A 23,453-nucleotide genomic window follows, 5' to 3' on the forward strand; every position below is an offset into this window, starting at 1 on the left:
GTATCGTTGAACCTATACCGAGTCAGCGTGGGACTGAATCGGGAAACCTATACCGAGAAAATGAAGAACTTCGACCCTAGAGCAGCAAAATTGTTGCCCGCTGGGCAGCACATTCTAATTGATGGAGCGCCTGGTCTGCGGCTTATCGGAAGCGCCAGCCGCAAGACTTGGACATACCGCTACCGCACCCCCGAAGGACGACTCGGCCAGACCAAGATTGGCGAGTGGCCGAGCATGAGCGTGGCCGCTGCGATCGCCGCATGGGAGAAGTTGCGCGCGGCTCGGGATAGTGGCGCAGACCCGGCCGCCGAACGACGTACGGCTCGCACAGCGGGCTCCGAGGATGCGACTAAGGCCGGTGGCTCACCGAAGGTTGCCGACGTGCTGCGCGACTACGTGCATGGACACGTCAATGTGCATCGCAAAGAGAAGGGCGCGGCTGAAGTGCGCCGCATGTTCGCGAAGATGGTTCCTGAGAAGCTGGCCGCGAAGGATGCGGCTTCGCTGACGCGCCGTGATGCTTTCGACCTGATTAAGTCGCACGAAGGGATACCGGTGCAGGCCGCGAAGCTGAAGGCGGAGATTGGCGCGGCTTGGACCTACGCGCTGGATTCGGGCAGGCTCCCTGACGATACGCCGAACCACTGGCGAGACATTCTCCGCGGCAAGCTGCGATCCGCTGGCAAGATCGTGGCTGGTGAGAAGGTGACCACGAAGCGAGTCCTGAGCGCGACCGAACTCAGCACGCTGATACCGTGGCTGCCGAACCTGTCGCGGCTCTGCGATGACATTTTGACCTGTTACCTGTGGAGCGGTTTGCGGGGCAGTGAGATATGCGCCATCGAAGGCAAAGAGGTCTCAGAGGAGTCAGACGGGCTCTGGTTGACCATCCCGAAGGCCAAGACGAAGAACGCGAAGCGAGCCCACGCAACCGACATGCGGACGCCGCTCGTGGGTCGTGCCGAGACCATCATTCGGCGCAGGATGGGCGTGCATGGTAATGGCTTCCTGTTCCCAAGCGAGAAGGGCGGCCACGTCGAGCAGAAAGTAATACAGACGGCCGTTTGGTTTCACATGCCCCACTCGAAGACGCGGCCGAACTGGGAGCGCCCGCGGCTGCCGGTAGAAAAATGGTCGCCGCACGACCTCAGAAGATCGGTGCGGACCATCCTTGCCGCGATGGGCTGCCCGTCGGAGGTGGCAGAGGCGATCTTGGGCCACGTCCCGCCCGGGATTGTGGGTGTGTACAACCGGCACACCTATGACCAGGAGAAACGCGAATGGCTCGGGAAGCTATCCGCGCGCCTTGAGGAATTGACCGCTGAGCACGTCAAGACCTTGGTTGCGAAACCTGAGTAGCGCGAGCAGGCCGATAGGCGGGATTCCGCCTGTCTTGCTAACCACTTGTATTGATTCAAATACAGGAATTCCTGTAATTGCGAGCTATGCAGCGCGGCGCTGGCCCGCGTTGTGTGGCGGGAGCATGTCAGCGACCTCGCGCGACTCTGCCCATTGCTCCACTTCACGTACAAGCCACGCGACCCGGCGCGTGCTTACGGCGCGAGGCTTCGGGAAGCCGCCTTCTTGAACGAGCCTCTGTACACCGCGAGGCGATAAGGACAGTACTGCAGCGACATCCTCAAGCCCGTAGAAAATTGGCCTGATGTGTGAGCGGGGCGCGGGCTCGCCTTCTGAGTCACCATCCCCGCTCGTCGGTTTGCGTGCCGAAGTGCGGCGTTGCGAGCGCGGCGTGCGTGGTGTGGGCGTGCTGCGAAGGTTAGCGTGGCTTTCGCTGGCGCCGCCGCCCGAGGACGAGGCCATCAATTCAGAGCGGTAGGCGAACAGTCCGCGTGAAGTTTCCGAAAGGCTGGGCTTGCGGCTTCTGCTGCGCTGGCGGGCTGTGCTGCGGCCCATGAGGGCGTCCATGTCGAAGAAGAGGGTCATGCTGCGCTCGTTGTGATTGAGAGCCGCCATTCTGCTGCAACCTCCGATTAATGTGGCTGCACTAAATGCGACGGGACCTATTTTCGAACGCTTGATTTTTTCAATCTGCTTTATCCACCCGATAGATTATGTGCGCCGAGCAGATATTGGCATATTCAATGGTAATTAGGTAATGCAATTTCTGCCTATTTTCGAATAAAAGAATTTCTGCGTCGAAAGCAGAACATATATTCGACAAGGGATTTGTGCCGTTATATCTGCGCCGCGCGCAGACGCTGAGCCTTATCTGGTGGGGATTTGCAGGACATACTGTGCTAGACGCTGATTCGGAGGCGCGTAATAATGCGGCATGGCGTCGCGGAATAGACGCCAGAAAGGACGAAGCCCCCAAGGTCTCGCGAACCAGAGGGGGCTTCTGTACCGAACCGTAATCAGCGGCATCGGCGATGTACAACGATCAAGTGAGATATTAGCCTCTCGCAGTAGTTGTTTCAAGCATCGCTGGTGCCGTCTTTTAAAAAAGGCGAGCATCTTGCATCAAGTATCAATTGGAATTGTCTCCGACTACATTCAGAACTGGAAGGAGATTATTTGCCCGAGCACCCGTTCGCGCCGCTCCGAGCGCTTTTCGCTCGTCGTCTGCCGCGTCGTCGAGCGCCGCTATGCATCCATCCACCAGGCCAACCTATCCGCCGATGTTGGCGGCGGTTGCGCTGCCGATGCGACAGTCGGCGAGAGTGCGCCCGCGTCAGCTTCATCGTCGTCCGACGACGGCGATGACGACGGCGGCGACCCCGACTCAGACCCTCCCGCGCTTTCCCCCTCCGAATTCGCCCGCCAATCTGCTGCATTCCGCATGACCAAGACCGGCGTCCCCGGCATTCGCTTCGATATCCCTTCCGCTTCGTTCCGTGCGTCGTATGCGCCGCACGGTAAGCCTGTCCGCCTCGGCTCGTTCCTGTCGATCGACGCGGCCGTGCTTGCGATCAAGGCGGCCTATTACGCTGAAAGCGGGGTGCCGGCATGAGCATCATTCGCGCACCGCGCCCGCAATCCAACTTCTACCTGCTCGACAAGAAAATCAGTGAAGACTCGCGCCTCTCATGGGCTTCGCGCGGGATGCTGATTTTCCTGCTTGGCAAGCCTGATCACTGGCGCGTGAGTGTGCAGGCGCTCGTGAATGAGACTGCGGAAGCCGCCATGCCGAGCAAGCGTGACGCCGTGTATCGCGTCCTGGGTGAGTTGCAGGCGGTCGGCTATATCACGCGCTCTCAATCAAAGGGCAACGGCGGCACGTTCGGCGGAGTTGACTACCTGGTCTCTGAGTTCCCGGTAGATCCGCTTACGGAAAACACGGAAGCGGCGCCGCTTCCAGATTCACCGCTTCCGGCTCAACCGTATGCGGTTCAACCGGATACGGACGAACCGCATACGGTAAAACCGACACAAGTAAGTACTGATTCTAAGCAAGGATTTATCGTAGCTAGTATTGAGAGTAGCAATGGCGGCCCTGCGGGCTCGCTCGACCTGTTCGGAGACGCGCAGCCCACCGCTCCGGAAAAGAAGACGGCAGCACCGACCGCGAAGAAGACGAAATCCGAAGCATTCGATGTGAAGTCGATTCTGCTCGCCGCTGGTGTTGATGAGCAGGTCGCTATCGACTGGCTTGCGCTTCGGAAGAGGAAGCGCGCTGATGTGACGCCGACGACCATCGATGGCGCGAAGGAAGAAGCCCACAAGGCCGCGATGACACTGAACGACTTTTTGCGCGAGTGGTGCGTGCGTGGCTCCCAAGGGCTCAAAGCCGAATGGATCAAGGGGAATTCCGGTGCTGCGCAGCGCGACGGCTTCATGACGCCGCAGGAGCGCAACCGCGCCATCAGTGCGGAGAACGAGCGCGCGTTCCTTGCAGACATGGGCATGCATCATTCGAATGACCCTTTCACGGTTGAGATGGAGCACTGATCATGCGTGTCGAAGACGCGAAGGAGTTCACCGCATCCTTGAATCTGTGCTGCTCGACGCTGCGCCAGCCTCTGCCGGCGAAGGATGAGCTTAAGTTTTGGTTCAAGCTGCTGGGGGCGTATAGCATCGAAGATGTGAAGGCGGCACTGATCCAGCACATGAGCGAAAGCCGGTACGCGCCGGTGCCGGCCGACGTGATTGGTCGTGTCGATCAGCGCATTGACGCGTGGCTCGGGTCGCACGAAGCATGGGCGGTCGCGAAGCTGGCACATGACCAGCGGAACACGGTCGTCACGTGCAAGGAAATCCAGGAAGCTTTGGATGTAGTTCGCCACCTCCTCGACGAGGGTGATCGCTACGGCGCGTCGAACGGCTTCCGTGAGGCGTACGAGCGCATCTCGTCGGTGAGTCGCAAAACGCTGGCGGTTCCGCACTGGTACATCTCGGCTGGGTTCGACAAGGAGCAGCGCGAGCAAATCACGCAGAAGGCGGTGAACGAGGGGCGCATTGCGTTGGCCGATGGCCGCGCCGTGTTTCCGCTGCTAGCGGGCCCTGGCGATGACGACACGATTGACGAGGAGACCGCAGCCAAGGGGCGCGAAAAGATCGCGGGCTTGCTCGCCATGCTGGGCAAGCCGAAGGCCGACACGCCGCGCGACAAGGCCCCGGAAATCTCCGAGGCTGAGCGTCTGAAGGCGGAGCAGCAGCGCCGCGTGGATGCGCTTCTCGCCGACCAGGCGCGCCGCCGCGAACTGGACGAGCGCGAGGCCGCCATTGCTGCGCGCGAGGCATCGCTTGCGGGAGGCGTCGTATGAGCGGGCGCACTGGATTCTACTTTGCCAAGAGGCTGATCGACCGATACCGCAACCGCGAGAAGTTGACGCAGCACCAGATCGAGTTCGCGCTCGCCGCGATTGAGCAGGTCCACAGTCGCCGCGCGATTCATGGCTTGGCTACTTTTGAGTTCGAAGACGAACAACGTCTGCGTGAAAAGGTAGCGGCGCGCTAAACCGAACGTCAATCACCGAGCCCGCGAGCGGCCCCGCAGCGCGGCTCGCGGCATACGCCGAAGGGCTCGGGTGAGGGTGGCGAGCGAAAGCGGCTACAAAGACCTCTGAACAATTCTGCTTTTGGAAGAGCACACTATGACGAACACAGCACACAACGAACCGACGTACGCATTAACTCACTGCCTGAAGACTCGCGGGATCGAGACGAAGCCAGCGGACTTGAATCGCGTTTTGCATGCAGCCGGTGTTGCTAGCCAAGGCGTTCCGCGCGAGCGGCAAGGACCCGAGCAAGGTGAGGCCCCATCGGAAGCTGGGGCAGGCCGGCGATGGCTTCGCGGTTGAGATCGAGAATGACCGCGCCCCTGAGTCGGTGGTGCAATACGTCGAAACCCGCTTTGACGACCTGCTCGAATATTTTGCCCCGACGATTGACGCGATGGCGCGAGAGGGCGAAATCAAGCCGGCGGTGCGCGATGCAGCGAAGGGTGCCGAATACCGCGCCGCATTCGAGGCGGCTCAGCGCCAACGCGAGGAGGCGGCAGGCCGTCAGGAAGTGTTCTAGATCTGTCGGATCGGCTACGACCCATCGCATTGAGCCCGCCAGTGAGCGGGCTTTTTTGCATCCGCACAAAGCCATGATGAAGAAATTTTTCGTCCACCAATTCCCAATATTCAACAAGGAAAAGTGGCTGAGCGGAATCACGCGAATCGCCCGGAAAGCCCCGCCAGATAGCCGTGACCAAGTTTGGAGTGTTCGGTCGTGACGCGAATGTGTGAGTGTCTTCTAACGAAAGGAACACTCATGGAATTCCTGTCACTTCCCGCCGCCGCCAAACACGTCGGCCTGTCCGTTTCTACCGTTCGCCGTCTTCACGCGCAGGACGGCAAATTTCCGAAGCCGCACCGTCACGGCGATCAGGAGACCGGGCATTTCCGCTTCGCCGTCGCCGATCTCGATGCGTGGGTATCCAAGACCCGTCCGCAAGGTGCTCGCCATGGCTAAGAAAACCAACTTGGTGCGCGCCGACTACGACGGTCAAGAGGTGCAGTTCACACCCGCTGCGTGGATCGACGCAACGGCTGCCGCAAAGCGCTTCAACAAGCGCCCGAACGACTGGCTCGATCTGCCGTCAACGAAGGAATACATCGCCGGATTGGACGCCGATTTGAATACCGGAAAATCTGGTATTTGGTTTCGCACGATGCGCGGCAAGAATGGCGGCACGTGGTTGCACCCGGAACTGGCCGTGGAGCTTGCCCGCTGGCTCGATGTTCGTTTCGCGATCTGGTGCAATCGTCAGATTCGCCTGCTGCTGACCGGCAATCATCCGCACTTCGAACACGTTCTCCTGCGCCACGCTACTGCCGCATCGAACAAATACCTGCGCGCGATGGTGGAGCGTGTGCGCGATGCCGACGGCAAAGAAACGAAGGCGCACCACTACATCAACGAGTGCCTGCTCGTGAATTTCGTAGTGTGTGGCGAGTTCGTTTCAATCGACCGTGACGCGCTGCCGATGAAGGTTCTCGACTTCCTGGCTGAAGCCGAGGGCTATAGCGCGATGCTGTATGCCCGCGGCAAGTCGCGCGAGGACCGCATCAAAATGCTGATCAAGTTCAAACAGAAGTGGATCGACAAGAATGGCGAACTGCCTGCAATCGCCCATGCTGATCAGCCAAAGCTCGAAGCCCGCACAATTGGCAAGCAACTGGCGGCCACGCCGAAGCGCATGCGCCTGGACTTGCGCGAGCAGGCAGAGCGGGATAACGCCCTTCGCTAGCGCCATCGACGCGGCGGTGCAAGTACGGGCCGCTGTGCGAAATTACGAAGTAGACGTTTTCGAACGGGCCGAAAAATATAGTTCAAATCTATTGACGTAGCTCGATTATGCCTCTGGCACTGGTTCCCGCAGATCTATTCTGCGCACCGCGCATATGCTGCACGAAAACGTACTTATTCTGTTTTCTGGGAAGTTTTCAGTGGTTTCGTTTTCTGGCTAAATTCGGGTGTGCCGTCAACAACCCAATGGAGCAGACAAGATGCAGCGCAAACATATCCACCTTCCAGATGCTCTCGACGCCCGCGTAAAGGTGGCCGCAAAGCGTCTTGAGATGTCCATCGCCGAGTTTGTCCGCCGCGCTATCGAAGCGATGCTCGAAAAGAATGGCGGCTAAGCAGTAGCAGTACGGTTGCAGGAACGGACTCCCCGGTCGAAGTGGTTCCTATAACTCAAGTAGTACTAAGGGTGATCTATCATGGTAAAGAAAAATTCTGCAGCAGTGATCGAAAGGATGCTTCGCTTTGGCCGCAACGAAATCGAAGGTGGTGGCGCGCATATGGGACGCCGCAAGACGCCGGTAAGCGTGATCTACCCGCCGAGCGGCAAGGTGATCCGCTTTGTTAAACACGAGCACATGCTGCGCCCGGTGTCAATCGACATTGCTCGCGCGCTGGTGCCGAATAGCGATGGCTACTGTTCGAACGGCAACGAAGAACACTTGCTCATTGCGAACGGCAACGGCTGGGATGAGCTTGGCGTGGCGCTGACGCTCGAAGGTGCTTTGTACATCGCGAATAACATCCATATGCGCAAGGGCGTGCGCGTGCCGCAGTCGGATATCGAATGCATGCGCGAGTTCCTGGTGAAGAACATGGTCCGGTGTGAGTGGGAGAATCAACCAGACTTCACGCACGAATTCGGTGATCGCGACGAGGTGTGCGACGAGTTCGGCGAGGACCGCGCCGCAATATGCAAGTTGTACACCGCAGCCGAGCGCGAGAATGCGAAGATCAAGTCGGGCCACGTGTTCAATGCGGACCTGAAGGTATCGCACGCACGCACTGGCAGCCGCCGCGTTTTCGACCGCGACGAGGTAGCAGACCGCGCGATGGTCGTGTTCGAATGGGAGCAGCGCGTTATTGCAATGCGCGAGCGTGCGATGTACCTGGTGCGCCTCTATAAAGCCCGCTGGGATATCGTCCGCTGCGATTTCGCAGACGAAAGGCTGGTGGATTTTTCGTGGCGTGGTCACGGTGCTTACCTGGATGCGAAGCGCCAGTTGAAGCTGGCCCGCGCCCGCATGGCGACTGCCTGCATGGGTCACGCAAAGCTGATGGCAGGCAAGCCCGCGTAACGCCACATGCCCCGGTTCGCCGGGGCGCCTCAAGGAAATTCTCATGCAAGCGATATCCATCCCCCGCGCCCTAATTGCGCTGCGCAGGCGTTCCATGCGGTTAACCGCTGACCTTGCCAGCGTGCAGCGCAAGATGCGCAAGTGGCGTCTTCTGCCGCACGCGAGCCAGGTCGCTCTGGGTTCCTATAAAGCAATCCTCGGCAACCAGATAGCGGAGATTGGCGCTGCGTTGATCGAGGCGGGAATTGCGCTGGTGCGTGTCGGTGATCTCATCGACTCGACAATGACGGTGCAGCAGCGCGCCGCGCTTATTGGTGCCAATCGCCGTGGCGAGCCGCTGCCCGGTCAAGCGAGGTTTCTCGATCTGATCGCGGCCGGACTTGAGTCGCCGAAAGGCCGTCGCGGACGCGCGCAGTGCGGTGCGTTGTTCCTGTTGTATGCAGCCCTATCGGGTGCCACTATGCATGCGGAGAATGAGCGCCAGCAGCGGGCGCAGCAGGCCGAGTCTGAATCGCGGATCGCCAGGCGCATCGCTATCAACGGCGGCCACGTGTTCAAGGCGCCCTTAGGAATTCACTGACGCCCAGCGCACCAAAAGAAAAAGCCACCAGTGCATCGGTGGCTTTTTCGTTTTGGTGGCGCGGTTACTTGCGGCGCTTGGGCAGATCAGCTGGATCATTCGCCTCGTCAATGCGGTCGCGAATCCATCCTGCGCCGCCGAGTCTGCGGCACTTCTCCCAGCGGGCATCATCCATGCGCACTTGGCGCGGCGTCATGGCCTCGCCATCCGGATTGAGCGTCGGCCGCCCCATCTTCCGGTCCGCGTCCTCTAGGTGTTTGGGTTTCGTAGTCATGCTGCGATCATACATGAAGTTACGTAGCTACAAATATTTTGAAAATGACTTGCATTTCGTAGCTACGTAAGTCTATGATCCATTCCATCGCAGCACACAACACGAAACCCGGAGCTAGCAATGCACGCAGTCTCAGCCGTCAATAAAAATTCGATCGTCCGGCACGTCTTGCTGGGAACGCCGGCGAGCACGCTGCTCATCGGCATAGAAGCCTTGGAAGTACAGGCTTTTCTGTTTTCTAGAATTGAACGGCTCGCGGACGACGAAGTCGCTGAGCTTGTGCGATTCGGCTACCGGGCTGCGGCTGAAGCAGTTGCCGCTTGCCACGCGCTCGCTGACGAGTACGACGACATTGGGGCATTCGACTGTTTATCGCGTGTTGTGAGCGGACACCGCATCGCAAAAAATTTGCTCTTGGCGATTGTCGAGCTTGCCGACGTTGACGTTGCCAAGCAGGCGCAACTCGGAGTCACCCTCGCGATGTCGGTCCTTGACGACTTGGGCGCGTAAGCGCTGATCTGCCGCGACAGCTATTTAATTTTCTCGTGTCGTGCGAGGAGTTTTCATGTGGATTTACCTTCGCCTATCGCGTGCGTTGATCCCCACGTCGCCCGACCGCTGAGTTTCACCGGTAGGCGTCTCGCTATCCATGTTACCGGGTCAAAAACCGCTTTCTGGATGTTCACGCCGATCAGCAAGAAGCTCCATGATTTGTTGCACGCCATCGATGCTGTATCGTTTCCCGTAAGTCGTTGGCGCTGTCTTGTCATAGAGCGACCATCCCTGCATATCGCAAAAAAAGTTTTCGTCGATTAGAAACTGTTCCGCCTCAGCCTTCGACAGTTCCGCTGGCGCGCTCCACAACTCCCACCATTCAGGACCGCCTTTTAGTGACCAGCAGTCACTGGCATCCTCACCGTACTCGTCAACGTAGTCTGAACCACGGCTGTACTTAACTTTCAGCCTGTGTTGGTCCCACCTTATGGCTGCGCGCTTGAGCTTGTCGATGTCATCGGAGAACAAAGCTTCCTGGAACGTCAGGCCCCAGCAGGAAGACGGCTCGTGATTCATAGGCCAAGAGAGCAGCGCATAACGCGGCGCAGCGTCACTCATTGCGTAGGTCGCAAACTCTTCAAACGTTTGAAACTTAGTTTTCTCGACAATCATATGGGCGTCTCGGCGGCGACAATGTCAAGACATGATAGCGAAGAGAGTTTAGTTTTTAGAGCGTCATTGTCAGCGCGATGCAACTGAAAGCAAAAATTTCGAATATTGCTTTGTGGGCATACCGAATAGACTTGCGCTCAGCGGACATTGGGGTACTGAACGACAGACGACCGAGATGACGGACATAGTCACGTTGAGTATCTCGTGAGTTTCGACTCTTGCTGGTTAGTCGACCCTTCGGTGATCTGTCGTGAGAGCAGTCGTAGCGATTTTGTTGATGGCCGCCTGATTCGTCGCTGCACTCTGACCGAGATGGCCGTTTGCTGGCCTGACACTTTCCTCGCGCACCACTCTGGTTCGGATTGCTGTATTCGACCGAATCTAGACGGACCTAGACGAGCGTCTAGACGAGCGTTCGTGATGCCATCCTGACGCCATGGAGGATTGCTATGGCAAAGGCCAAATTGACGCCCGAGCAGTGGACTGAAGCACGCCGCGAGTGGGAAAGCAGTCCACTGACGAGCTATGCGACTGTCGCTGCTAAGTTTTTAATTTCTAAGGCACTTGTGGGCCAGCGCGCGGCTGCCGAGAATTGGCAGAAGGCTATCGGCGTGGACCTGCACCCGAGCACTAACACTGCGGGCGGCCGCGTCGAAAATTTACAGGAGCGCGGTAGATCAGGCTATGTGGGCCGCCGTCTAGACTCGTCTATTCAGGCTTTGAAGGGGGGAACCGACGTGTTCGCGCAGCCGGCTGCGGCGGAGGAGGGAGCATCGGATAAAACTCCTTCCCCGAGCGCCTATGCCGACGAAATTTATATCCCTGAGGGTCTCGATGCAGATGAGCGAGAGGAGTTCGTCAAGGCCGAAATCGTGGGCCGCCAGAAGGCGATTAACGCACGACACCTGAAAGAATTGCAGGCGACTCGCGGCAAGGTATATGCGGCGATCAAACGGCTCGAGGAAAGGGATGGTGCGGGCGGTGCACTGGCGGCGCAGCGTATCGTGGCTGCGCTTCTCAAACTGCAGGAGGGGGAAATGATTACAGAGCTTGAACGCGTGCGGTTGTCGCTTGGTGAGTTCGCCGGCAAGCCTGCAGGCCCACGTCCCTGCAGGATCGTCGTGCACATGCAGCCCGGCAAGTCCATCGGCAGCGGCGTGAAGGCAATCTACGGCTCGAATGCAGTAGTAGTCGACGGAGAAACGACATGAACGCGAAACAGAAACGCGAGCGTTTGGCGGCCGGTATGCGCCGCATTGATGCGATGCTGTCGGAGCGCGGGATAGTTCATCCATCATTGCTGGTTGAAGCGCAACGGCGCGCAGAGGCCAGCGTGCCCGTACGCATCGTCGATGTAACTCTTACGTATCGGAGCGTTACGGCGGCGGCGCATGCGGCTGCTGATCGCGATTTCGACGCCGGCGCACACTTTGCGCATTGGGATGTATTCGATACGATGATCGAAGAGTAGGGCGACTCGTCCCGCGGTTGACTTCGGGAATTCGCTTAAACGGATGACACGCTGGGCAATGCTGGGGGATCGACACTCACGCCAACGTGCCCTCTCATTCTTCGAGGACACTGAAGCATCGCCATTGTTGACAGCGGATTAACACCTTGCCTCCGTTAGCGCGGTCGCAGCTTCGAATGGAAGCTATTGACGCGAGTGAATGGGTCTTCGTGTTCCATACGAGGATACAAATATTTTTCCTGCGTCGTTTTTACTAGTGACGGTTACGCCGCTGCCGTTACGATTTTTAGGTTAAGTCCCATAGCATCCGGCTTGATATCGGACCATTTTTATCTCGTGACGCGGCCCATTGATAAGGCTTGCGCGGCCTAGCAGTCGCCCCGCAGTACTGCGTTGGTACTGTGGGGCGTGGTCCATCGTTAAGCGTCAGCCGCTTAGGTTTTGGGCAGATTGCCAACAACTCCGGCCTTCATCGCTTCTGCTATTAGAACAACCATGGCCGGCATAGACGCCTTCTTATCAATAACGCAGTTCAGAACTTGCGACTCATCTGCTTTGATTAGACGAAGGTGTCCGATAGCCATCGCTAACATGACCTCGGTCAGCGCCTCTCCCGTTTCGTTAATCATTGAAATAATGATGTTCCGCATATGACCGCTGAACGCGTCATTGTCGGTAGCGACAAAATTCAATTCGTCACCGCTACATGCCCTAAGAATTGAAGCCTGAATCACTCCATCGTTGAATCTGACAAAATTTTGGGGGGAGATGACGCGCCGCGCGTATTCACTACAACGCAAGCTGTCACCTTGCGTTTGTTGTCGAAGTTCGTTGAGCGCACAGGCAACGACGGTATATACGTCGGCTTGCGTCAGTGGTTTTGTGCCATCGTTTGTCGGCAAGAGTACGAAATTGGATCGTATCTGCAGCGGCTGCCCAGCAGCGTCGGGCCAAAACAGGTTGTCTATCATCCCGTCCGCAGTCGCCCGGAGCAAAGTGGTCGTTCTAGTCAGCAGGCACGGCGGAATATCGGAGCCCTGTTCCTCAAGCCATTCGGACAGTTGCCTTAGATACGCTCCTTCAAGCGTCCACGGATTTCTTATCCGATCGTCTGGCAAGTAAAGATCGAACAGGCTGTACAGGGAGTGCGTCCCAGGGCCCCGGTCACCATAAGTCAAATTCGTCCGTATTGCCTTTGCATCGCCTTCCTTCTTCGCCCTTATGAACGGCGCAAAATAAGTCACATTGCCCCCAGGAACCACGCTGCGAAGATCACGGCTGATCCCCATCATCTGGACCGCATCATCAATGCACGGTGTCACCACAATTGCTGCGCCGTTTCGATGCTCACGTGTCTCTGCAAGATCGGCCGCGCGCGCTGCGACGACCGTTTCTCTATCCAAAAATCGATACGCAAAGTTTTCCACTGAACTTTGCAGGTTTTCGGAAGCGGGATAAGTTGGCGCAACTACGTGTGACAAGTTCGCCGGTACGTGACGCCTCAGCATTTGCTGCCATGTCTCGTGAAAATTCAATATTTCCACTGTCTTTGCGCCGTCGCCAACGGTTAAGATCGGTGTGATGTCGACGGAAAACTCACTCACGACATCACCGATTCGCCTGTTAACTCGGAAGACGCCCAATCCGGAAAATTTCGTGATCAGGGCGCGCTGCCCGTCTGGTACGTGCGTTTTCACGAGCCCGATCTCGGTCGTGCTCGGCAAACTGGTCAGAAAGAGATCTCCACCAATCCGGATAGCAGCAGAACCGCCGGTGCACAGTTGACACTCATCTGCCTTCCAGCTGTCGATGAACGGTAACCCTTGGGGGTTGTTGGCACTCTTTCCAAGTCTACATAGAGCGTCTTGGTCCAGTTGTTCCCGAGCTAGAAGAAACAGCGTCATAAGCCGGTCGCGCGCGACACGTTTGCTAAAGGCCTCGCGCGCAAGATTGCCCGACGTGCTTGCGGAAATCAGAAATAGAGTGTTGTCTACAGCAGTTAAGTCCTCGGCCGACAATCCATCGTAGGATTGGAACGATTCAATTACCGGAAGGCGCTCACGGACTCCAATTGCGACCGACATTGCACCGGCGGCATATGCCAACGATGCAATGGCAGAGGTGTCGACTAGGATTCGGCTCGCAGGCTGTGAGAAAAATGGTTGTAACCAAAACGCGAGAGTTAACGTATCGGCTGACCGCACCAGCGCGTTGGATGCGCGGATAAATGCCTGACTGTGAGCGCCGGAGGTTTTCTCAAAGTGAACGCCGTGTGGCGCATGCTGAATACACTGCCCACTAATGAAGATCTCTTGAGCTACTTTCTCTGCCGCCGTTTCCGCTTCGAGTTTTGCATTGTCGATCTGTTTGTTTTTGCTTCCGGAAACGATAGCGTAGTTTCGACCGTCCCGCAGCAAAACAACACCTTGACATTTTTGGACTGCTCCGCCGCCCCAGGCGTTTTCCAACCTGCTCATAAAAGCAGATGAGGTGTCCATTAACTCAATGATAAATTCAGAATTCGACTCAAATCCGAAGACTATCACCCGGGAAGCAGCGGGCTTATCGCGAAGATGCGCCGCCAAGGCTCTCGCTAGATCCTCTTGATTCTGCTCATCAGAATGTAAGACGATGCTGATCTGGCGCGACGATCCTGTGGCGGACGCTCCGTGAGAATGCTCGTACAGGGCGAAAGTCATCAGGCCTCCACCGGGATGAGCACCGAGACAGTTGCTCCTGTCACTGGTCCGAACGCACTCGGCTTGGTTGAGAGCCCACGTTTCCAATCCATTAGACCGGCGGACTCAGTCGCCGCTTGCGCTGGCAGGAGGTTGAAATCTCTGTACAAGCTGATCCGATTTGTACGAATTCGGATAAAGCCATTTAACAAGCGCAGAACACGCATGACATCCGTTAATCCCAATCCCCGATTGGGGTTGCGTGCGGTGCTATGCCCTTCTCGAAGGCAGGCTAGCACGGCTTGATATTCAAGGTCGATGCTTTCCGCTGGATCGACCTTTCTGCGGAGCCAACTCCCAACGAAACCTGGTCCGCTATCCAAAACGGAGAACTCAAGAACGCCCTTAAACCTCTTCTTCGTCTGCGAACGCATGCTGGAATGATCTTCAGGATGCAGTGACTTTACGTACGCCAGATGTGGAGGCAACGGGTTTTCCGACTTCTTATCAACGAAAACGTCAAGAGAACTCACAGGATAGAACCGCGAAAAAAACACCCGGAGCGATTGCGAGATTGCGCTCCCGTCAGCATCGAACATTGCATGATCTTGTGTGTTCTTGACCAGCTCAAATAGCAGCGTTGTAAGAAGCGGGTACTGCTCCTCAATTTTTCCCTTTAGGTCTTCGGGTTGCATAACGCTGCCGACTAGCTTCGGTACCACCTTGGAGAATTGAGCAGCGGTCTTGAGAGTGCCATCGCCGCTGTCTAAGGGGTTTGGTAAGCCCTTGCTGTAGCTGTCGTCGCAAATTAAATACGACGCGTCAAGGCGAGCCAAATCAGGCCATGAATGAAGGCGTGAAAAATATTCGTTACGGATGTGCCGAAGTGATGTCCGATCATTTTGCCTAAAGTCGGATCTTCCCAGAATTATCAGTGATAAACCGAGCATGCTATTCGCGAGAGCTTCGGTGGCACCCTGCGAAAGCGACGGCTGCTGAAGCACTGTCGTCACCCGCTCAGAAGGCACGGTCCGAAACCAGCTATTTAGAGCCTGTACTCGCGCGATATCCTCGATTGGATACTTGCTGCGTCGGGCGAGCGTCGCAATGTTAAGCTCGAAATTCTGATGGCTGCTGGAGGCGGTCCTCCTGTTCTCATCAGCTACGAATTCTTCGAACTCTTCTACGTTGTTTGGAAAATTCATATGTGTAGCCTAGGCCTTACACTCGCAATAGAATTGAATGACCGTCGATGAATCTACAGCGTTAGACTTAGTATGCAAGTCGATAGAAGCCCGCAGTAGTGATCCTCTAGGTCTCAGGTTTTCCGACGCCTGCGAACCATGTGCTTTGGATCCTTGCTGTTCTGGTTGCCGCTTGTGAGTCTTCCTATTGTGACTTATCAGTCAATGTCGTCCTCCCGCACGTCCACGGCCCATATTGGATTCAAATCGCATATTTTTCCGTGTCGATTAGCTTGCGAGCCATACGATTGCCTGCTCGCGCTGCGCAATCGACCACTCCGTATAAGCAATGATAGCCGGAGATCGTATTAGGTGTATTTTCATAAGGCATAACGCATGCTCTTGAGACATACTTACTGCATGGGCATGTTTTTTCGAGTAGCGAGAAACACCTCCACGTCAAATTGCATCAGTCGAGGATCGGCCAGAGGCATTGCTCGGCAGCCGTGTTGGCGTTCCGCACATCCGAACACCATCAAAGCTTTTCTCTATCTTTTCGTCTCTTTGCTGGTCGACGTAGTACTTGCCGTTGGCAGAGGCGGTGATGGCTCACGGCCGATTCCGAGCGGCACAAGAGCCGACAGCACGTCGAACACGCTGGCTGGCGGCGTCGTTGCGGTGCCGTAAAAGACCATCCCAAACGTTCAGTCAATCCCGCTTTCGCGAAAATCAACTGCTTAAAAGCCGTATGCTGGGATCATTTTCAAGAATAGGTTGGGTAGGTGGTCACTTTAGGCTGAGCGATCAAGCGATCAAGCGATCAAGCGATCAAATTCAACGTGTCACGCTCGCAGTTTTATTGAAGCACTTGTCATTGATGTGGTGCGTCGAAGTAGACCTGCAAGCAGGGTACTTTCGCTTGGCAAAGATTCCCTTCAGAGGCGGCCACGTTGAAACTGGAAGTTGATGAATAAATAGAATTCGAATGCATCATTTCAATTCCGATGGCGCGCCTTTTGCAAGGTCACTCATATTTAGTCTTCCGAGTTTGGAAGCAAGTTGTAGCTTTGCGCTGCTCCAGTCGGTTAGCGCTTGTACGCGCCGCTGCTGCGCCGTTGCAAGCGCTGTCTGCGTATTCAGCAGCTCAAGAATGTTGCCAACCCCCGACTGATAACGATGTTCGGCAGCATCGAAAGCACGCCCAGCAATTGCAAGCAGTGTCTCGCTGTGCGTCGCGTTCAGCGTGGCTGTGCGCAGTGCCTGATAGTCTATCCAAACATCAAGTGCGACTTGTTGTCGAGTTCCGTCTAATGCCTCGCGTTGGCGCTCTGCATCGGCTACAGCCTGCTGGCTCTGATAATGTCTGCTAAAGCCTTCAAAAAACGGGATACTCACCTGCACACCGACATACGCGTCGCGACCGTTGGCGGGAAACGTTGGGATTCCGAGCCCAAGGCTGGCCGGTTGATTGTTGCGGCTGTATTTCGCGACGAGGCTAATATTAGGTAGCCCTTCCGCGCGTGTTTGCGCAACCTTCGCCTGCGCTGCCTCAAACTGCGCCTGCGCGGCTAGCACCGACGGGTGCGTTCTTTTGACATCCTCAATCAACTGTGCAACTGATTCACTGTAAGTTTGGTCCGGCATCGAAGAGGCTGTCACTGCTGGTACCATCAGTGCTTCGTCCGGGTCAAGTCCCATGTCGGAGGCGAGCGTGCCAAACGCTGTCTGCGCATCGCCTTCGGCTTTCGTAAGACTGAACACGGCCTCTTCGTGTTGAGTCTGGGCCAATAACATGTCCGTAACAGGAGCAACGCCCCGATCAACTTTCGCCTGCGCGGCAATTAGGCTATCCCGCGTCATTCCCTCGACAGTCGTTGCTGCCTCCTGTGCCGCCTGCATTGCTTGTGCCGTGTAATAGTCCTTCGCGACCATTGCGAACGCGTCTTGCAGCGTTGCGTCTTGTGTTGCCCGGGCGGCCGCGAGCAGTGCTGACGCGTTGTGCAACGCGGCAGAACGACCTCCGAAGTCGAATAAGACCCAGTTAAGTGTCACACTTTCCGAGCGTACAGTAGCGGCGGTATTCGAACTGAGTTGAGGATGACCGTTCACGTCAGTTGCGGAGTCATCGCGCACCCCCTGCCAGTTGCCTGACACTGTCGGCAAAAATGCCGCACGTGCAACACCTACTGCGGCCGCCTGGGCCTTCACACTCGTCCATGCTTCACGAGTCTTCGGGTTATGGCACAAGCTACGTTCAACTGCTTCACGTAGCGCCAGCGGCCGGCCTAGTGCGCCGAACTCGCACGGCTGCTCGCCAAAGATCGTGCCGCCATTCGAATTCGTAGGGACTGTGTGCTGTACGAGCAGTGGGTCGAACGCAGATGCGTGACTTGTAATCGTCTGGATTGAGGCGACTATGCCTAGCTTTATTACCCATCTACCTTTCATGCAGACTCTCCTGCGCAGCGTCGACAAGCGGTCCAAGGAAGTACTGCGCTACGCGCTGTCTGCCAGTTTTTATCTCGACGGTCGCGGCCATGCCAGGAGTCAGATCGACCCACCGGTTGCCAATCTGCATTCTGTTTGATGTTAGATGTACGCGGACGACAAACGCTAACCCGAGCTTTTTGTCCTGAACCGCGTCGTTTGCGATCGACAGGACCGTCCCCTCCATCATCCCGTAACGGGTGTACGGAAAAGCTTCCAGCTTGACTGCGACACGCTGGCCGATTTTCACAAACCCGATGTCCTTGTTCTCGATGATCGCCTGAATTTCCAGCGCGTCGTCTGGCACAATTTCCATGACCACTTGGGCTGTTGTCACAACGCCGCCTAGTGTGTGGACGGCCAATTGTTGAACGGTGCCAGTGACGGGCGAGCTCAAACTCATCAGTCCGGTACGTGTATTGGCTTTCTTTTCGTCATTTCGATTTTGCGCGAGCTGCTCGCTAGCTTTTTCGAATTGGTCGAGTTGCTCGTGGCGAAACTGTGATGCAGCCGCGCTTATGTCGGCCTGTTGCTCCGCAATTCCGGCCGCAAGTTCGCGCGCATGACTACGCTGCGCGTCAAGCTCATGTTCCTGTTCGAGTGCGCTCCGTTCTTTATCGAGGTAATCGTTCTGCGCCACGTACTTGTCGGTCGAGAGTGTTTTGTACTCGTTCGCTTGTTTGCGGGCGAGTGGCGCAGTTGCAGCGAGCTTTGCGATTTCTTGGCGTGTGCTGTCCAGCGCGGCCGTGCGCTTCAAAAGTTCCGCTTTCGCGGAGGAGAGTTTGTCCTGATATTCAAGCCAGGTCCCCTCGGCAAGCCGTTGCGCCTCTTGCTGTCGTTGAGCAGTGGCACCGTCGACGCCAGCGACCTGGGGCTGAGTGCCAAGCTGCTGCGCGGCAATCAGCGCCTTTGAACGGGCGATCGCGAGCGCTGCATCCAGCAGGGACGCTTGTGCTTTGTTTTCGTCGGCCGCGGCTTGTGCGGTATCAAGCCTCAACAGCACCTTGCCAATGGCAACGCGCTCGCCGTCGTGCACGGCAATTTCACGCACCACGCCTGTCACTGCTGGCTGCATCATTTTGACTTGAGCGTTGGGCACGAGCTTGCCCTTTCCGGCTACCACAATATCGAGCCTGCCAAAGACCGCGATCGTAAGCACGATGACAACGAGTGCCGTTATCACACGTGCTGTAAAACGTGGCGCTGGGTGAGGAGGTGTTTCGACCAATTCAAGATGCGACGGTTGGAAAGCCAGCTCGTATTCAAGCTTAGCCGGCGTATCCAGTTGCTTGCGCATTGACCATGTGGCTCGCCACACGGTGACATAACGGCGCCACAAAGCTTCAAGTGCCTCAATGTTATTCGACACAGTCACTCTCCGTTCTGCAGAGAGACAAGATGGGCGTAATAGCCGTTGCGCTCAATTAGCGCGCCGTGTACGCCGTACTCAATGATTTTGCCCCTGTCCATTGCAAAAATCTGATCCGCATAGCGCACAGCGGTCAAACGGTGTGCGACGATAATGACCGTGCGGCCCGCACAGATTGCACGCATGTTTTTTTGGATCACGCGTTCGGTTTCGAAGTCAAGCGCGCTGGTGGCCTCATCGAAGATCAAGATGCGCGGGTTCGTCAGCAGCGCACGTGCAATTGCTATGCGCTGGCGCTGGCCACCCGAAAGATTTGCGCCGTGCTCCTCTACTCGCGTATCGTAGGCTTGCGGTAGTTCGCAGATAAATTCGTGGGCCCCCGCCAGTTGTGCTGCGCGCATTACGGCTTCAAGCGGCGCACCTGGATCAGTTAATGCAATGTTCTCGCGAATCGTACGGTTGAACAGGAAATTCTCTTGGAGGACTACACCAATCTGCCGGCGCAGCCAAGCGGGATCAGCGAGCGCCAGATCGATGCCATCGATGCGTACAGTGCCTTGTTCTGGTACGTAAAGACGCTGCAGCAGCTTAGTGACGGTGCTTTTGCCTGATCCTGAGCGCCCGACGACGCCGATGACCTGTCCTGCGCGGATATCTAGTGAGATTGCTTCTAACACAGGTGGACCGTCCGACCGATAGCGGAAACGGACGTTTTCAAAAGAGATATCGCCTCGAATAGCCGGGAGTGCTTGGGTGCTGGAGGGCAGTTCCGTACGGGTATTTAGAATGTCGCCTAAGCGGCTCATCGAGATGCCGATCTGCTGGAAGTCCTGCCACAACTGTGCGAGACGCAGCACAGGCGCAGCCACGTGTTGCGACATCATATTGAAGGCTACCAGACCACCAACCGTTAGATGGCCATCAATGACGAGCCGGGCTCCAAGAAAAAGAGTCGCCAGTGTGACCAATTTCCCAACGTACTGGATGATCTGCTGACCGATGTTGCCGAGTTGAGTGACGCGGAAGCTTGACGCCACGTACGCCGCGAGTTGCGTTTCCCATTTCCGGATGAATTGCGGCTCAATTGCCATTGATTTAACCGTCTCAACACCCGAGACAGCTTCGACCAAAAACGACTGACTGTCCGCGCCGCGTGCAAACTTTTCATTTAGCCGCTGACGCAACGCTGGTACAAGTGCACCCGAAACCACCGCGTAGACAGGCAGTGACGCGACAACAATCAGGGTAAGCCACACGCTGTAAATGCACATCACGGCGAGAAACACAATCGAAAACGCGAGATCGATGACTGCGGTTAACGCCTGACCGGTGAGGAAATTACGGATGCTTTCCAGCTCGCGCACGCGTGCAACCGTGTCGCCCACACGGCGCGCGGCAAAATAGTTCAGGGGCAGCGCGACAAGATGGCGGAATAGGCGCGCGCCCAGCTCGACATCGATGCGATTCGTCGTGTGCGAAAAAATGTAGTTGCGCACGCCTGTGAGCAGGACCTCAAAGGTCGAACTGACAAACAAGGCGATACAAACGACATTCAGCGTGCTGTAGGTGCGATTGACCAGCACCTTATCCATCACGACTTGGAACATCAACGGCGAGACAAGCCCGAAGATCTGCAGAATAACCGAGATACTTAGCACTTCGAGGAGAAGGCGCCGGTATTTGATAATTGCTGGAATGAACCAGGAAAAGTCGAAGCGGGCCAGTTCGCCTGCAAGAGACGCGCGTGATGCAAAAGCGATCGCGTGACCTGTTGAACGACTAGTGACAGTATCGATTGGTACGACAACGGGCGCTGAAGATTCTGATTCAAGTATGAACGCAGTCTTTCCATCACACGCGGCAATCACAAAGTGCTTGCCATCCCGATCAAGCACAAGTGCGGGCATCGGAAGGTGATTCAGACGTTGCGGCCGCATTGGAACAATGCGTGCCTTCATACCTAGCGACCGGGCACTGAGTACTATCGCGTCAGCGCTGAATGGCTCATTATCGATTGCCGCTGTGTGCCGTAACTGGACGGCATCTGCGGCCAATCCATGGAAGCGGGCGATTACAATAAGGCATGTAAGACCTGGGTCGTTCGCAGGCGCTGGGCTCGCGGTTTTGATATTGTCCGGCGCGTTCATTCGGTTTGTTGTGTCGGCTGCAACACTTGGACGCCAGCCGAGTAAGATCATGTCAAGATTTCTTGAATGCCTCGACGGTGTCCGCAGCCGAAGCTGCGGACACACGTTTCAGAGACGCAAACTTCGCGTCAGTGCACGCTTGCGGAGAGGATCGTTTGTGCAGTCTGCTGTGTAGACGGAATTAAAGTAGAAGTGGCCGGAGGCTGTGCGCCGTAGGCCGCCATACCGGCGATTAGGTTGCTGACCTGCAGATCCGTGAGATTCGCGCCGGGTTGCGCTGAAGATGCATTGGCAGTATTGCTGGCGTTATATAGAAGGTTGACGCTGGCCATGTCGCCTGTACTGCCATCGGCTCGTGTGAACGCGCTGTCGACCAGAATCTCGTTGCCGTTGCTGTCCTGATTCATCTGCTTGCCGTCGAGATTCAATGACGCGATGCCCAGCTGGTTTAGGCTGTACAACTGGCCATCTTGGAACTGGCCCGTGCCGGTTGTATCGACCCAGACTTTTAAACTATTCCACAATGCGTCATTCGCCGTAAGCGATGCGCTGGCCGAGCCATCGACCCGCTGTGCCAATCCCTGTAATGCGTCGAAACCTGCTACGAGTTGGCTGTCCTGAATCACAGTCGCGGTGTTGCCGGCGTCATTGGGGTCATAGACCAGATAGCCTTCACCTGCCGTACCCCACGCCGTTTGAACTTTCTGGCCGCTGTTTTGCATGTCGAAAAACACAGTGGACCCTTGTAGATCTTGGGTTTGAACCTCAGCGCCTCCCAGATTAAGGAGGATAGGGTCGCCGTCATTGCTACCTGAAGGAGGAATGACCGTTACAACTATTGGCGTATCTCCTGGTTCCTGCTCAATCGGGCCCAGCGTGACCGTAGCGCCCGAGGGCGGCGGGGATCCGCCGGGAGCCGGTTCAGAATTGGCCGGTGCGACGTAGGGTTGTTGCACTGTTAGATAATTTGGCACAGAAGGAACTGCAGTAACGCCGCGCGCCACATTTTCAGAGTTCTGCGACCAGCCGCCGTTGCCGCCTGGCGCATTGTTGCTCTTTCCGTACAAAACATCACTATTGTTATTGGAAGCTGCGCCCTCGAAGAAAACATGATCGGAGTTCGCGTAAAGCGTCACGTTGACCCCGGTAACCTTGATCGTGTTTCCGGTCCCGTTGACGTACACGACCTCGTTGGAGCCGCCTACAATTACGTTACCGCCAGTACTATTTATTGTCGCCGTAATACCACTCTGCTCTATGTCAGCAGTTGAGTTTGTATTCGCAATTAGATCGACAAAATCACCAATGCCGTTGACGAATGTGTATGAACCTGCGCCGGCCTCAATGTGGTTGCCGTCACCGTCAACTGCGGTGTTAAAGCCAGCCGCAGAAAATTGGAAGGTGTTACCTGACGACGTAATTGTTTCGCCTGTAGCGAACACGCCGACATAGTTGCCAGAGCCATTTACGATGTTTGCGGCACCCGCTTCGGTAAATCTCACAATAGAGCCGCTATTATTAGCAAGATCAACGACGTTTCCGGTGCCGAATACGTTCGCTACTGACGCGTTGCCAAGCGAGACATCATTGTTATTGCCCTGAAAGTTTGCCTGCGTATTGTTATCTAGCTGAATGCCTGTTTTTTCACCGTCTGCGGCGGTGCCACCGAAGAGCACGCCATTCGCGTACACCGTATCGGCGATGCCATTAGTATCGGTCAGGTAAGCGAGCGCACCCGCCGCGACGTTAACAGTATTGCCTCCGCCATGAATGCCCGCACTAGCGCCGGCGGCGACATTCACACCGTTGTTGGAGCCAAAAACATAGGCCTGTGAGTTGGTATCCACCAGAATGCCTGTCGCTTCCCCGTCTGCGGCCTTGGCGCCATACTGATCACCGTTCGCATAAACCGCATCAAAGACGCCATTCGTGCCAGTCAGATAAGCTAGCGCTCCCGCAGCCGAGTTGACTGTCTCGCCTCCGCCATGAAGGCCTACACTGGCCCCGGCAAGGATATTCACTCCGTTGTTGGAGCCGAAAAT

22 protein-coding genes and 1 pseudogene are annotated in these 23,453 nt (G+C 56.4%); 14 read left to right on the forward strand and 9 right to left on the reverse strand.

Features of this window, described 5'->3' with window-relative positions:
• The first annotated feature begins 60 nt into the window (after positions 1-60).
• The gene (locus tag P3T18_RS26750) at positions 61-1,359 is read left to right on the forward strand and encodes a tyrosine-type recombinase/integrase (RefSeq protein ID WP_429303003.1); all 1,299 of its coding nucleotides are present in this window, start codon (positions 61-63) and stop codon (positions 1,357-1,359) included.
• Between the two features lie 84 nt (positions 1,360-1,443).
• On the opposite strand, the gene P3T18_RS26755 is transcribed toward P3T18_RS26750, so the two are convergent.
• Entirely contained in the window at positions 1,444-1,974 is a 531-nt protein-coding gene (locus P3T18_RS26755) for a helix-turn-helix transcriptional regulator (RefSeq protein ID WP_429302952.1), read from the reverse strand.
• A 502-nt stretch (positions 1,975-2,476) separates the two neighbouring features.
• Here P3T18_RS26755 and P3T18_RS26760 point away from each other — a divergent pair.
• The 10 genes from P3T18_RS26760 (at position 2,477) to P3T18_RS26805 (ending at position 8,634) form a co-directional block, all read left to right on the forward strand.
• Entirely contained in the window at positions 2,477-2,971 is a 495-nt protein-coding gene (locus P3T18_RS26760; protein WP_429302953.1) for a hypothetical protein, read from the forward strand.
• Positions 2,968-3,909, forward strand: coding sequence for a hypothetical protein (locus tag P3T18_RS26765; RefSeq protein WP_429302954.1), 942 nt, complete (start codon positions 2,968-2,970; stop codon positions 3,907-3,909). Before P3T18_RS26760 ends, P3T18_RS26765 begins: the two co-directional genes overlap by 4 nt.
• 2 nt (positions 3,910-3,911) lie before the next feature.
• Positions 3,912-4,724: a hypothetical protein gene (locus P3T18_RS26770; protein ID WP_429302955.1), complete on the forward strand. Its 813-nt coding sequence runs from the start codon at positions 3,912-3,914 to the stop codon at positions 4,722-4,724.
• Positions 4,721-4,918 (forward strand): hypothetical protein, encoded by a 198-nt coding sequence (locus tag P3T18_RS26775; RefSeq protein WP_429302956.1) that lies wholly within the window; start codon positions 4,721-4,723, stop codon positions 4,916-4,918. The genes P3T18_RS26770 and P3T18_RS26775 overlap by 4 nt, the downstream gene beginning before the upstream one ends.
• Before the next feature lie 236 nt (positions 4,919-5,154).
• Entirely contained in the window at positions 5,155-5,481 is a 327-nt protein-coding gene (locus P3T18_RS26780; protein WP_429302957.1) for a hypothetical protein, read from the forward strand.
• Between the two features lie 240 nt (positions 5,482-5,721).
• Complete coding sequence (locus P3T18_RS26785) at positions 5,722-5,922, forward strand: helix-turn-helix transcriptional regulator (RefSeq protein ID WP_429302958.1); 201 nt, start codon at positions 5,722-5,724, stop codon at positions 5,920-5,922.
• Positions 5,915-6,700 (forward strand): KilA-N domain-containing protein, encoded by a 786-nt coding sequence (locus P3T18_RS26790; protein ID WP_429302959.1) that lies wholly within the window; start codon positions 5,915-5,917, stop codon positions 6,698-6,700. The genes P3T18_RS26785 and P3T18_RS26790 overlap by 8 nt, the downstream gene beginning before the upstream one ends.
• 259 nt (positions 6,701-6,959) lie before the next feature.
• Entirely contained in the window at positions 6,960-7,094 is a 135-nt protein-coding gene (locus P3T18_RS26795; RefSeq protein ID WP_429302960.1) for a CopG family transcriptional regulator, read from the forward strand.
• A gap of 81 nt (positions 7,095-7,175) precedes the next feature.
• Entirely contained in the window at positions 7,176-8,054 is an 879-nt protein-coding gene (locus P3T18_RS26800; protein WP_429302961.1) for a hypothetical protein, read from the forward strand.
• A gap of 43 nt (positions 8,055-8,097) precedes the next feature.
• Positions 8,098-8,634, forward strand: a complete 537-nt coding sequence (locus tag P3T18_RS26805; RefSeq protein WP_429302962.1) for a hypothetical protein — start codon at positions 8,098-8,100, stop codon at positions 8,632-8,634.
• Between the two features lie 64 nt (positions 8,635-8,698).
• On the opposite strand, the gene P3T18_RS26810 is transcribed toward P3T18_RS26805, so the two are convergent.
• Positions 8,699-8,908, reverse strand: coding sequence for a hypothetical protein (locus P3T18_RS26810; protein WP_429302963.1), 210 nt, complete (start codon positions 8,906-8,908; stop codon positions 8,699-8,701).
• Positions 8,909-9,028: 120 nt separating this feature from the next.
• On the opposite strand from P3T18_RS26810, the gene P3T18_RS26815 reads away from it, so the two are divergent.
• The gene (locus tag P3T18_RS26815) at positions 9,029-9,418 is read left to right on the forward strand and encodes a hypothetical protein (RefSeq protein WP_429302964.1); all 390 of its coding nucleotides are present in this window, start codon (positions 9,029-9,031) and stop codon (positions 9,416-9,418) included.
• 150 nt (positions 9,419-9,568) lie between these two features.
• Here P3T18_RS26815 and P3T18_RS26820 read toward each other — a convergent pair whose 3' ends face one another.
• Positions 9,569-10,075: a hypothetical protein gene (locus P3T18_RS26820; RefSeq protein ID WP_429302965.1), complete on the reverse strand. Its 507-nt coding sequence runs from the start codon at positions 10,073-10,075 to the stop codon at positions 9,569-9,571.
• A gap of 449 nt (positions 10,076-10,524) precedes the next feature.
• On the opposite strand from P3T18_RS26820, the gene P3T18_RS26825 reads away from it, so the two are divergent.
• Together P3T18_RS26825 and P3T18_RS26830 are read left to right on the forward strand one after the other, a co-directional pair.
• Positions 10,525-11,286: a hypothetical protein gene (locus tag P3T18_RS26825; protein WP_429302966.1), complete on the forward strand. Its 762-nt coding sequence runs from the start codon at positions 10,525-10,527 to the stop codon at positions 11,284-11,286.
• Positions 11,283-11,546 carry a hypothetical protein gene (locus tag P3T18_RS26830; protein ID WP_429302967.1) on the forward strand — a complete coding sequence of 88 codons (264 nt, stop codon included), beginning with the start codon at positions 11,283-11,285 and terminating at the stop codon, positions 11,544-11,546. Before P3T18_RS26825 ends, P3T18_RS26830 begins: the two co-directional genes overlap by 4 nt.
• A 434-nt stretch (positions 11,547-11,980) precedes the next feature.
• Here the strand turns inward: P3T18_RS26830 and P3T18_RS26835 are convergent, their stop codons facing one another.
• From P3T18_RS26835 to P3T18_RS26860, 6 genes and pseudogenes are all read right to left on the reverse strand, one after another.
• On the reverse strand, positions 11,981-14,245 hold the full coding sequence (locus P3T18_RS26835) for a hypothetical protein (RefSeq protein WP_429302968.1): 2,265 nt from the start codon (positions 14,243-14,245) through the stop codon (positions 11,981-11,983).
• Positions 14,245-15,429, reverse strand: coding sequence for a hypothetical protein (locus tag P3T18_RS26840; RefSeq protein WP_429302969.1), 1,185 nt, complete (start codon positions 15,427-15,429; stop codon positions 14,245-14,247). The genes P3T18_RS26835 and P3T18_RS26840 overlap by 1 nt, the downstream gene beginning before the upstream one ends.
• A gap of 969 nt (positions 15,430-16,398) precedes the next feature.
• Positions 16,399-17,856: a TolC family protein gene (locus P3T18_RS26845; RefSeq protein ID WP_429302970.1), complete on the reverse strand. Its 1,458-nt coding sequence runs from the start codon at positions 17,854-17,856 to the stop codon at positions 16,399-16,401.
• On the reverse strand, positions 17,846-19,264 hold the full coding sequence (locus tag P3T18_RS26850) for an HlyD family type I secretion periplasmic adaptor subunit (RefSeq protein WP_429302971.1): 1,419 nt from the start codon (positions 19,262-19,264) through the stop codon (positions 17,846-17,848). The genes P3T18_RS26845 and P3T18_RS26850 overlap by 11 nt, the downstream gene beginning before the upstream one ends.
• Positions 19,265-19,266: 2 nt before the next feature.
• Positions 19,267-21,411, reverse strand: coding sequence for a type I secretion system permease/ATPase (locus P3T18_RS26855; RefSeq protein WP_429303004.1), 2,145 nt, complete (start codon positions 21,409-21,411; stop codon positions 19,267-19,269).
• 128 nt (positions 21,412-21,539) lie between these two features.
• Positions 21,540-23,453: pseudogene (locus P3T18_RS26860) on the reverse strand (hypothetical protein); the annotation flags it as partial.

The organism is Paraburkholderia sp. GAS199 (genome assembly GCF_050436585.1).
Classification (GTDB): domain Bacteria; phylum Pseudomonadota; class Gammaproteobacteria; order Burkholderiales; family Burkholderiaceae; genus Paraburkholderia.

Coding starts and splice junctions, on each gene's coding strand:
- P3T18_RS26750 (WP_429303003.1), top strand. CDS start 61: ATGAAGAACTTCGACCCTAGAGCAGCAAAATTGTTGCCCGCTGGGCAG.
- P3T18_RS26755 (WP_429302952.1), bottom strand. CDS start 1,974: ATGGCGGCTCTCAATCACAACGAGCGCAGCATGACCCTCTTCTTCGAC.
- P3T18_RS26765 (WP_429302954.1), top strand. CDS start 2,968: ATGAGCATCATTCGCGCACCGCGCCCGCAATCCAACTTCTACCTGCTC.
- P3T18_RS26770 (WP_429302955.1), top strand. CDS start 3,912: ATGCGTGTCGAAGACGCGAAGGAGTTCACCGCATCCTTGAATCTGTGC.
- P3T18_RS26775 (WP_429302956.1), top strand. CDS start 4,721: ATGAGCGGGCGCACTGGATTCTACTTTGCCAAGAGGCTGATCGACCGA.
- P3T18_RS26780 (WP_429302957.1), top strand. CDS start 5,155: ATGCAGCCGGTGTTGCTAGCCAAGGCGTTCCGCGCGAGCGGCAAGGAC.
- P3T18_RS26785 (WP_429302958.1), top strand. CDS start 5,722: ATGGAATTCCTGTCACTTCCCGCCGCCGCCAAACACGTCGGCCTGTCC.
- P3T18_RS26790 (WP_429302959.1), top strand. CDS start 5,915: ATGGCTAAGAAAACCAACTTGGTGCGCGCCGACTACGACGGTCAAGAG.
- P3T18_RS26795 (WP_429302960.1), top strand. CDS start 6,960: ATGCAGCGCAAACATATCCACCTTCCAGATGCTCTCGACGCCCGCGTA.
- P3T18_RS26800 (WP_429302961.1), top strand. CDS start 7,176: ATGGTAAAGAAAAATTCTGCAGCAGTGATCGAAAGGATGCTTCGCTTT.
- P3T18_RS26805 (WP_429302962.1), top strand. CDS start 8,098: ATGCAAGCGATATCCATCCCCCGCGCCCTAATTGCGCTGCGCAGGCGT.
- P3T18_RS26810 (WP_429302963.1), bottom strand. CDS start 8,908: ATGACTACGAAACCCAAACACCTAGAGGACGCGGACCGGAAGATGGGG.
- P3T18_RS26815 (WP_429302964.1), top strand. CDS start 9,029: ATGCACGCAGTCTCAGCCGTCAATAAAAATTCGATCGTCCGGCACGTC.
- P3T18_RS26820 (WP_429302965.1), bottom strand. CDS start 10,075: ATGATTGTCGAGAAAACTAAGTTTCAAACGTTTGAAGAGTTTGCGACC.
- P3T18_RS26825 (WP_429302966.1), top strand. CDS start 10,525: ATGGCAAAGGCCAAATTGACGCCCGAGCAGTGGACTGAAGCACGCCGC.
- P3T18_RS26830 (WP_429302967.1), top strand. CDS start 11,283: ATGAACGCGAAACAGAAACGCGAGCGTTTGGCGGCCGGTATGCGCCGC.
- P3T18_RS26835 (WP_429302968.1), bottom strand. CDS start 14,245: ATGACTTTCGCCCTGTACGAGCATTCTCACGGAGCGTCCGCCACAGGA.
- P3T18_RS26840 (WP_429302969.1), bottom strand. CDS start 15,429: ATGAATTTTCCAAACAACGTAGAAGAGTTCGAAGAATTCGTAGCTGAT.
- P3T18_RS26845 (WP_429302970.1), bottom strand. CDS start 17,856: ATGAAAGGTAGATGGGTAATAAAGCTAGGCATAGTCGCCTCAATCCAG.
- P3T18_RS26855 (WP_429303004.1), bottom strand. CDS start 21,411: ATGAACGCGCCGGACAATATCAAAACCGCGAGCCCAGCGCCTGCGAAC.